Origin of the sequence: Leptothoe sp. PORK10 BA2 (genome assembly GCF_034932105.1) — a bacterium.
Taxonomy (GTDB): domain Bacteria; phylum Cyanobacteriota; class Cyanobacteriia; order Phormidesmidales; family Phormidesmidaceae; genus Leptothoe.
In genome coordinates this window covers 22,925-31,067 of the sequence record NZ_JAYGIG010000035.1, presented here as the reverse complement: position 1 = coordinate 31,067, position 8,143 = coordinate 22,925, and the positions used below count along the sequence as shown (strand labels likewise).

Here is an 8,143-nt window from a genome sequence, read left to right as displayed (position 1 = left end):
GGATGTTCTGCCGTATTCGCGGTTACCTATCCACTCTACGCAAACAGGGGCATAACGTTCTGGATGCCCTCATGGGATTGTTCTCTGGAAACCCTATAACTCTCCTACCCCAGCCTGAGTAGTTACAGGTGCTTAGTTCAACTAGGCACCGATGCAGACTTGAGACTATGTGTTTTCTTCATCGACTTCGACCGTTTCAAGCAAATTAATGACAGGTTTGGTCATCTGGCTGGAGATAAAGTGTTGATCCATGTGACTAATCGCTTGTCAGCACTTATTAGCGATACGATATGCTTCGCTCGCTTGGGTGGAGATGAATTCGTGATGCTTTTGGGTAATCTGGACGAGTCCGAAGCGGTTAACCTCGCACAGCGAATTAACGATGCATTCGTTCAACCCATTCGAATTCATGACACCGAGATTTCTATTTCTGCGAGTGTTGGCATTGTCTTAGCTGATATGTCATACCAATCCGCTGATGATGTACTTCGTGATGCGGACATTGCCATGTATCGCGCCAAGACAACAGGCAACTGCTATCAACTTTTCGACGAAGAGATGCGTACGGAGCATCTGGAAAAAATTGAGTTAGAAGGAGAATTAAAGATCGCCGTTTGTGAGAAACAGTTTCGCATCAACTTTGAACCAATCGTCGACCTTCAAGAGTCCGTTATCTTTTCGATCGAATCTTTGGTGCGCTGGGTGCATCCAGAAAAAGGTATTATCTCGCCAGGTAGATTTATTCCCCTCGCGGAAGAATTGGGGCTGATTATAGAAATTGACCGATTCGTATTCGATAAGACTTGCAAACAATTTTGTCAATGGCGAGAGAATGGCATCACCAGTCCCCATCAGAAATTCAATGTGAACCTTTCCTGCAGTCAACTCGAAAGATCGGATATCGTGCCCTTTCTGCTGAGCATGATTGATGTGTCAAATATTAGTCCCCACGACGTTGTGCTCGAAATTACTGAGAGCTATTTGCTTGCAGATTCTGGGCTAGTCATGAAAAATCTGAACGAAATGAACAAGCTTGGATTCAACATTTTTGTTGATGATTTCGGAACGGGATACTCATCGCTGAGTTATCTAGCCAAGTATCCAATCCATGGCATTAAAATCGATCGTAGTTTTGTGAGAGATTTGGCAACCAGTAAGGAAAGCAAAGAGTTAATTCGCTCGATCATTGCGATGGCCGGAGCTTTGAATCTGACAGTTGTTACCGAAGGCGTAGAAACGATGGAGCAATTGCATATCATTATGGAGCTTGGTTGCCGCTATATTCAGGGTTTCTTATTTACTCGTCCGATGAATTCAGTACAGGCAGAAACTTTTTTAGCGAATAAGTCGTATCGCAGGTTGATCGATTGAGATCGTATGCTTAACAGCAGCGTGAGTACCCAGTTTTCCCCATGCCTGACAGGCACGGGGAAAACTGCTTAGGGACTCCATGTTCTACTAACTCAGCGGAACGTTCCAAGTATTGTGCTTCGATTAGTTGCACCACTGGCAGCGGGTCAAGGTCTGCTCGAACTTGCAATACTCCGCAGGAGTGGCTTCGCCAAAGCAACCCATCATCTAACCTACAAATTCGTAGTATTCGGAGTGCCACCAGTTGCCACCTTAGCAGATGAGAAACTAAGTCATTGTGCCCGTGTGCTCACACCGGCATGTTAAAGTCTGACCGTCTTACCTGCGGTAACTCAATGCACATTGATCCGCTTGTGGAATCGGGATGTCGTTATCCACTCAAAGCATTCACTCTCACCCCAAAAAGCCTCTACCCTATCGGTAGAGGCTTGGGTTGTGTGTAGAGAGTCTGAGTAGAAAAGGGTGCCCTGCGAATGAAGCTTTCACAGATTACGGAGTCTGCACTGGGCACCCAAGCTGGTTAACCTGAGTGCTGCAACAGCTCAGAAATCTGTCAGCGGACGACGGACTTAGTCCGAGCATCCAGGGCATCGAGGCGAGCTTCTTGAATGTTGTCGACAGCCTTGGTCCGAGCATCCAGGGCATTTAACCGCTCAGCCTGAATATCTTCAACGGCTTTGGTCTGGTTGTTCAGGTGCTCAATCCGTAGCTTATGAACGTCGTTCTTAGTCCGAGCGTCCAGGGCGTTTAGACGCTCAGCTTGGATGTTATCAACGGCTTTGGTCCTAGCATCCAGGGCATTTAAGCGCTCAGCCTGGATATTCTCGACAGCCTTGGTGCGGGCGTCTAGGGCCTCAAGCCGAGTAGCTTGGATATCTTCGATGGCTTTGGTCTGATGATTGAGGTGCTCGATGCGGAGTTTGTGGACGTCGTTCTTAGTGCGGGCGTCCAGGGCTTCTAGGCGAGTTTCTTGCAGATTAAAACTAGCGGGCTCAACGGCGGCAGCGATGGGGGCCAAAGCAGCGGAAGCAACAAGAACAGTTAAGGCGGAAAGGATAGTGCGTTTCATGGTTAAAGCTCCTTGAGGAATCAGTGGTTGACTTCATTGATTACAAGAATGCAACCGCTACCTGAACGTCATCTGACTGTTAACTGAGGGTCGCTTAAGGGGTTTCTGAATTTGGCTGAGGAATGGTGGTGATGGCGGTCACAGGGCCGCTAAAAACCAATAAAACAGCCCCTGACAAGACTGTCAGAGGCTGGTGGAAACACGATTTAACTTTGAAATTTGGGCTTAGCCGCTGTAGCGAACGCCGCGATAGATGAGACTGCGAACAGCGGGCTGGGCGGGCATGGTTTTAGGGGCTCTCATTTTGCATGGGCGACCCCGGAAACAAAGTTCCGTATCAGTTTCAACGGTCTCGATCATGGGGCCAGAGGGAGAGTAGAATGCACCGAGATGGATGAGTCTCATGGTTAGAGTCCTGATGTTGTAAGGGATGAGCACCGTTGATGGGTTGGAGGTTAGACAGCAGGCTGTCGGTTAGGCAATACCCACCACAGAACCGGCACCAAAGTAACCATGGCAAGGGTAAGGCAGAGACAAACCTGAAATCCTTCGATTTGAGTAGGTGTCATGGTTGTTAGGCTCCGAAATCGTGATGGGTGGGAACGTTGTTTGTTCTGAGTAGGACAACAGACCGTCCCGTATCAATTCCGGCGCAAGTTTTGTGATCTTGATTAATGTTCGGTGTGGTGTGGATCACTCACTCTGCTGAATACGCTCGTGATTCTATCTGTGAAGCCTCTCAATCCACGTGCCGTGATTTCATATAAGAAGCCCTCCATGGGTTTTAAGGCTCATGGAGGGCTTCGGTTTAGATATAAAGTGATATTGAATAACGACTTCTGTATATGAATCTAAGATAGACCGAGGGACATGCAAACAGGAATACTTGCAGCGTTAATCTATCGTCTCCTTACGTAACTATCAATTTTCATTAGGTTGTAACTTTGATTACAGCAGAGGGTGTCGTTATATAGAGTCCACCGATACGGGAATGCATGGGCAATATTGGGGTGCCAACTCAAAGCGGGACGTTTTCCCCAGGATAGTATTCAGAAGTCAGGATTCAGGGCCTCACTGGCTTCTGGCTTCTGGCCCCGGATTCCCCACCTAGCCAGGATTTCCCGGCTTAAGTTGATACCCCTCCGGTCAATAGTTGAATCACCGCCTAGGGGCACAAATAAATGCCTGGGGGGACAAAAAAGAAGATAATCAAGGGTATTGATTTCTGAGAACGAATAAATAACCTAACCATGTCTGACCTGCCCAATAGCCTTGAGGAAACCATCGATCAAGCCATCGCTTCCACTAAGGCTGCGATCGCAGATGGCATCACCCGTCTGCAGGTAGAAATGGTGATCCCAGAACTCAAGCAGCAACCCATCGCCGAACGCTTCCTTAGCCTGTTCCAAGACCTGGGCCTACAGTGCAAAGTCCTTTTCCCCGATGCCGGAGCTGCCGCCCTAGCCAAACGCGATTGGGATAACCCAGACTTCACCATTCGCGGCATCAACGAAATCCAGGCTACCGTCGAACCCGATGACGAAGCCTTGCTCATCGTCAACCCATCCTCCGTGGAAGTCGAGGACGTGGAAAAACTCTGTAACGACGCCCAAGACCGCCCCGTCATTATCCTCAACCCCACCCTAGAAGATGTCAGTGTCGTCGGCATTGGCTACGCCGCCCGCCAAATCCGCGAACGTTTTTTAAGCACCTTGACCTCCGCCTACTACTATCGCCCCATGCCCGATGCCGCCGTACTCCGCCGTCATCCCCAGGGTTGGCAAATTTGGCAAGAGGTGGGCGACCAGTATGAACTCAAGGGCGAACTGCCGGAACGCCCGTCCAGTGAAGCCCTGGAAACCATGCTTTATGGCGATACAAAAGACAAGGATGCACCTAAGCCGAAAAAGAGTCTGCTGGGTGAAATGCAGAAGTTTTTGAAGGCATTGAGCCAATAGGGGAAGCGGGGGGCCGACCGAATCTGGTAAAGGGACGGTATACCGAAATAAAACCTGTTGTCAGGCGGATCAATCCCCCGTTAGAGTACAGAAGCGCGCATTCACCACTAGATAGACACAGATGACGACGACTGTAGGGTTATTTATTCTCTATTGGGTCCTGCTCATTGTCATGGGAGCTGGCATTCTCGGTGCATTCATTCCCGCATTTCCAGGTATTGGGCTGATTGTGGCAGCCATTGCGGTGTGGGGTTTGGTGGCAGGCTTTAGCAAGGCCGTTGTCATTGCCCTAGGGGTAGCCATTGCCATTTTTGTCGTCACTGCTGCCATTGACTACCTGGCGGGCTACTTCGGGGCTAAAAAGGTCGGAGCCAGCAACTGGGGGCAGATAGGTGCCTTGGTGGGCATGGTTTTGGGCCTGTTGGGCTTTTTGCCCGCCCTGCCCATTGGCGGTCCTATTGTGGGTCTGTTGTTTGGCTCCATGGCCGGGGCCTTTGTCGGTGAAATGCTCCACCGCCGTGACTTGGCCCTAGGTGCTCGATGCAAACTGGGAGCCAAAGTCAGTTTGGCCATTGTCGTAAGTTCCCTGTTGGGCAAAGTTATCTCTGGAATACTATCTATTATTGCAACGGTCGTGTTCCTGGTAGCAACGTGGTCCACAGTGCCCACCCCCGCGTTGTCCAACCCTTTGAGCAACCTGAAGCCCCCCATTGTTTTCAAACATGGCGCACCCAGAACATTTAGAAATTTTGCACGCTGGAGCCAGGGTTTGGCACCGTTGGCGCCAGCAGAATCCTCACATTCGCCCCAATTTGAGGGCGGCAGCTCTACAGGGGGCTGATTTGGCAGGCTTTGACCTGCGGATGGCTTACCTGAGCAGCGCTGATTTAAGCCATGCCTATCTGTTTGAGGCCAACCTGAGCGAGACCAATTTTCAGGGGGCTAATCTGAGCCACTGTTGCCTGATCGGTAGTAACCTACAGCAGGCTTATTTGGCTGATGCCAATTTGTACCATGCCTACCTTTCCCAGGCGAATCTGACGGAGGCTTATTTTGGCCATGCCAATTTGGCCAAGGCGAATCTGGCGGACAGCGTGATTAAGCAGGCTTATTTTGGCCAGGCGGATGTGAAGGAAGCTGACTTTAGCAGCGCCAATTACCTGGAGCCAATGCAGCTCAGGCTAGCCCGCAATTGTGAGTGGGCCATGGGTGATTTGGGTGTGCTTAAACCTAAACCGTAACAGGTGAAGGATAGCGGACACCCACGTCTTTTAGACGCTGGATCGCCTCATTCAGCCGGTCTTCTTCCGCAATCAGACTGACCCGCACGTAGCCTTCACCGCCTTCGCCAAAGGCACTGCCTGGGGTAACGACGACGCCGGTTTTTTGCAAGACATAAAAGGCAAAGTCAGCGGCGGTCATTTCGGGGGGGCAGGGTACCCACAGGTACATGGTGGCATTGGTTTTGGGGACATTCCAGCCAAGGCTCTCCAGCCCTTTAATCAGACAGTCTCGCCGGGTGCTATAGCGATGGCACACTTCTTCGAGGTAGGAATCGGGCAGATTGAGGGCGGTTTCTGCGGCGGTTTGGATGGCGGAGAAAATGCCGTAGTCGAGGTTGGTTTTAAGGGTGCGCAGCCCTTGGATGATGTGGCGGTTGCCGACGACGAAGCCCACCCGCCAACCGGCCATGTTGTAGGTTTTGGATAGGGTGTGGAACTCGACGCTGATTTCCTTGGCTCCGGGAATTTCGAGCACGCTGGTGGGCTGGTAGCCATCGAAGGCTAGCTCGGCGTAGCACAGGTCATGGACCAGCATGATTTCGTAGTGCTGGGCAAAGGCGACGATCTCTTCAAAAAAGGCGCGGGGGGCGGTGGCTCCCGTGGGGTTGTTGGGATAATTAAAGTACAGCACCTTGGCCCGCCGGGCGACATCTTCTGGAATGGTGCTGATGTCAATCAGCCAGTCGTTTTCTGCGGTCAGCATGAGGGGATGGATGTGGGCGTTTGCGATCGCAGGTCCCCGAAAATGGGCCGGATAGGACGGCGTGGGTACCAATACCGTATCGCCGGGGTCCAAATAGGCTAGGGCCAGGTGGGTCAGACCTTCCTTAGAACCCAATAGGGGTAAAGCTTCACCCTCTGGATCGAGAGTCACCCCATAGCGCCGGTCATACCAGGCAGTAATAGCATTGCGAAAGCTGGCGGTGCCCTCAAACGGTGGGTAGCCGTGCTGGCTAGGATCGGCCAGGGCCTTTTGGGCCGCTTCTACCACGGGGGCAGGGGTGGGACCACCGGGATTGCCCATACCCAGATCAATCAAATCTAGGCCTTGGGCTCGGGCGCTGGCCTTCAGCTCATCCAACCGCGCAAAGGCGTAGGGGGGGAGTTGTTCTAGGCGCTGGGCCTGTTTGAACCTAGCTGCGGTCATACCTTACCTCCTGATGATGGGTGTGATGATAATGGGGAATTGGATAATTTGGCTGTGGACGATTCGGATCGCCCACAGGGGGCATTAGTGGACACCATCGCCGCCATCAGCTGGGGAACCGTCACCTCAAAGGGCAAGTGGTGAATGTCTGAACCAGTCCGACAGGCAAACTCAGCCGCTTGCCGCAGATCGTTCAAGGACATCTCCCCTAAACCTAAATCGCTGAGGGTCATGGGCAGGCCAATTTGCTGATAAAACTGCAGCAATTGCTGACGCGACGTCACCGCCAGAGAATTGCCCAACTCCATTTCCTCTAAACGCAGTTGCACTAAGATACCATAAGCAACTTTCTCTCCATGGAGCATGCCATGGCTAGCGGGAATTTGGGTGAGGCCATTGTGGACCGCATGGGCGGCTACGGTACGACACTGGGCACCACCCAAGCCACCGATGACACCGGCCATCAGCACCGAGGCATCCACCACTTCGCGCCAGTCCTCACCCCCCGGATTTTCTAGGGCGGTGGCGGATTTTTGCAAGAGAATATCCCGCAGCACCCGGGCCTGTTGCACGGCGCCAATAATTAGAGTTTGGGCAGAATGGCCGCTGCTGACGGAGGCTTCGTACCACTTTGCGATCGCATCCCCAATGCCCGCCACCAAGGTACGCTTAGGTGCGGTGGCCACCAGGTCGTAATCCAGCAATAACAAGTCTGGACAGACTGGCAGGCCGACATCGTAGCGGAAGGCTCCCCGACGAGAATACACATTGGACAAGGCGGTCCAAGCGGCACAGGTGGCCGCCGAGGTGGGAATGGTCACCACCGGCAGCTGGGCCTGATGGGCCAACAGTTTCGCCGTATCCAGGGCTTTGCCCCCACCCACCCCAATAATCAGGTCAGCGCCATGGTCTTCCACCGTCTGACGGAGCTGGGTGAGGGTGGTTTCACAACAATCGTAGCGGTAGGACCCCTGGGCTACCTCCAGTCCCTCTAACAGCTCAACTAAAAAGGGCGCTGCCGATGACAGGGTCCGATCTCCCCCCACCAACAGGGGCCGCCGTCCCAATCTAGAAATCAGCGAACCACACTGGGACAAGATCCCTGAACCTCGCACCACCTGGGCGGGTGCCACCATCAGTGTAGATAACGTAGACATAGCGTTGATGCTTAGATTTGATGCTTGGTTTTGATGTTTAATAACCTGAAAAACACTTTGGGAGACTCATCCATTCCCATGGGCAGACGCTGTAGCGAACAGACACCCATGGGACCAGTACTTGAGGGACCAAACCCGTAAAACTTTACCCAGAGCAG

8 protein-coding genes are annotated in these 8,143 nt (G+C 52.2%); 4 read left to right on the top strand and 4 right to left on the bottom strand.

Annotated features, from left to right (window positions below; translation table 11 throughout):
* Positions 1-114: 114 nt before the first annotated feature.
* On the top strand, positions 115-1,371 hold the full coding sequence (locus VB741_RS10420; protein WP_323365109.1) for a putative bifunctional diguanylate cyclase/phosphodiesterase: 1,257 nt from the start codon (positions 115-117) through the stop codon (positions 1,369-1,371).
* Between the two features lie 553 nt (positions 1,372-1,924).
* On the opposite strand, the gene VB741_RS10415 is transcribed toward VB741_RS10420, so the two are convergent.
* Positions 1,925-2,440, bottom strand: coding sequence for a hypothetical protein (locus tag VB741_RS10415; RefSeq protein ID WP_323365108.1), 516 nt, complete (start codon positions 2,438-2,440; stop codon positions 1,925-1,927).
* 225 nt (positions 2,441-2,665) lie between these two features.
* Positions 2,666-2,845 (bottom strand): DUF4278 domain-containing protein, encoded by a 180-nt coding sequence (locus tag VB741_RS10410; protein WP_323365107.1) that lies wholly within the window; start codon positions 2,843-2,845, stop codon positions 2,666-2,668.
* 845 nt (positions 2,846-3,690) lie between these two features.
* On the opposite strand from VB741_RS10410, the gene VB741_RS10405 reads away from it, so the two are divergent.
* The 3 genes from VB741_RS10405 to VB741_RS10395 all read left to right on the top strand — a co-directional run bounded on the left by VB741_RS10405 (position 3,691) and on the right by VB741_RS10395 (position 5,639).
* Positions 3,691-4,398 carry a DUF1995 family protein gene (locus tag VB741_RS10405; RefSeq protein ID WP_323365106.1) on the top strand — a complete coding sequence of 236 codons (708 nt, stop codon included), beginning with the start codon at positions 3,691-3,693 and terminating at the stop codon, positions 4,396-4,398.
* 121 nt (positions 4,399-4,519) lie between these two features.
* On the top strand, positions 4,520-5,239 hold the full coding sequence (locus VB741_RS10400) for a DUF456 domain-containing protein (protein ID WP_323365105.1): 720 nt from the start codon (positions 4,520-4,522) through the stop codon (positions 5,237-5,239).
* The gene (locus VB741_RS10395; RefSeq protein WP_323365104.1) at positions 5,211-5,639 is read left to right on the top strand and encodes a pentapeptide repeat-containing protein; all 429 of its coding nucleotides are present in this window, start codon (positions 5,211-5,213) and stop codon (positions 5,637-5,639) included. Before VB741_RS10400 ends, VB741_RS10395 begins: the two co-directional genes overlap by 29 nt.
* Here the strand turns inward: VB741_RS10395 and VB741_RS10390 are convergent.
* Together VB741_RS10390 and VB741_RS10385 are read right to left on the bottom strand one after the other, a co-directional pair.
* Positions 5,629-6,828, bottom strand: coding sequence for an aspartate aminotransferase (locus tag VB741_RS10390; RefSeq protein WP_323365103.1), 1,200 nt, complete (start codon positions 6,826-6,828; stop codon positions 5,629-5,631). The two genes, VB741_RS10395 and VB741_RS10390, sit on opposite strands and share 11 nt — an antisense overlap.
* On the bottom strand, positions 6,825-7,985 hold the full coding sequence (locus tag VB741_RS10385) for an iron-containing alcohol dehydrogenase family protein (RefSeq protein ID WP_323365102.1): 1,161 nt from the start codon (positions 7,983-7,985) through the stop codon (positions 6,825-6,827). The genes VB741_RS10390 and VB741_RS10385 overlap by 4 nt, the downstream gene beginning before the upstream one ends.
* Between the last annotated feature and the right edge of the window lie 158 nt (positions 7,986-8,143).

Coding starts and splice junctions, on each gene's coding strand:
- VB741_RS10415 (WP_323365108.1), bottom strand. CDS start 2,440: ATGAAACGCACTATCCTTTCCGCCTTAACTGTTCTTGTTGCTTCCGCT.
- VB741_RS10410 (WP_323365107.1), bottom strand. CDS start 2,845: ATGAGACTCATCCATCTCGGTGCATTCTACTCTCCCTCTGGCCCCATG.
- VB741_RS10405 (WP_323365106.1), top strand. CDS start 3,691: ATGTCTGACCTGCCCAATAGCCTTGAGGAAACCATCGATCAAGCCATC.
- VB741_RS10400 (WP_323365105.1), top strand. CDS start 4,520: ATGACGACGACTGTAGGGTTATTTATTCTCTATTGGGTCCTGCTCATT.
- VB741_RS10390 (WP_323365103.1), bottom strand. CDS start 6,828: ATGACCGCAGCTAGGTTCAAACAGGCCCAGCGCCTAGAACAACTCCCC.
- VB741_RS10385 (WP_323365102.1), bottom strand. CDS start 7,985: ATGTCTACGTTATCTACACTGATGGTGGCACCCGCCCAGGTGGTGCGA.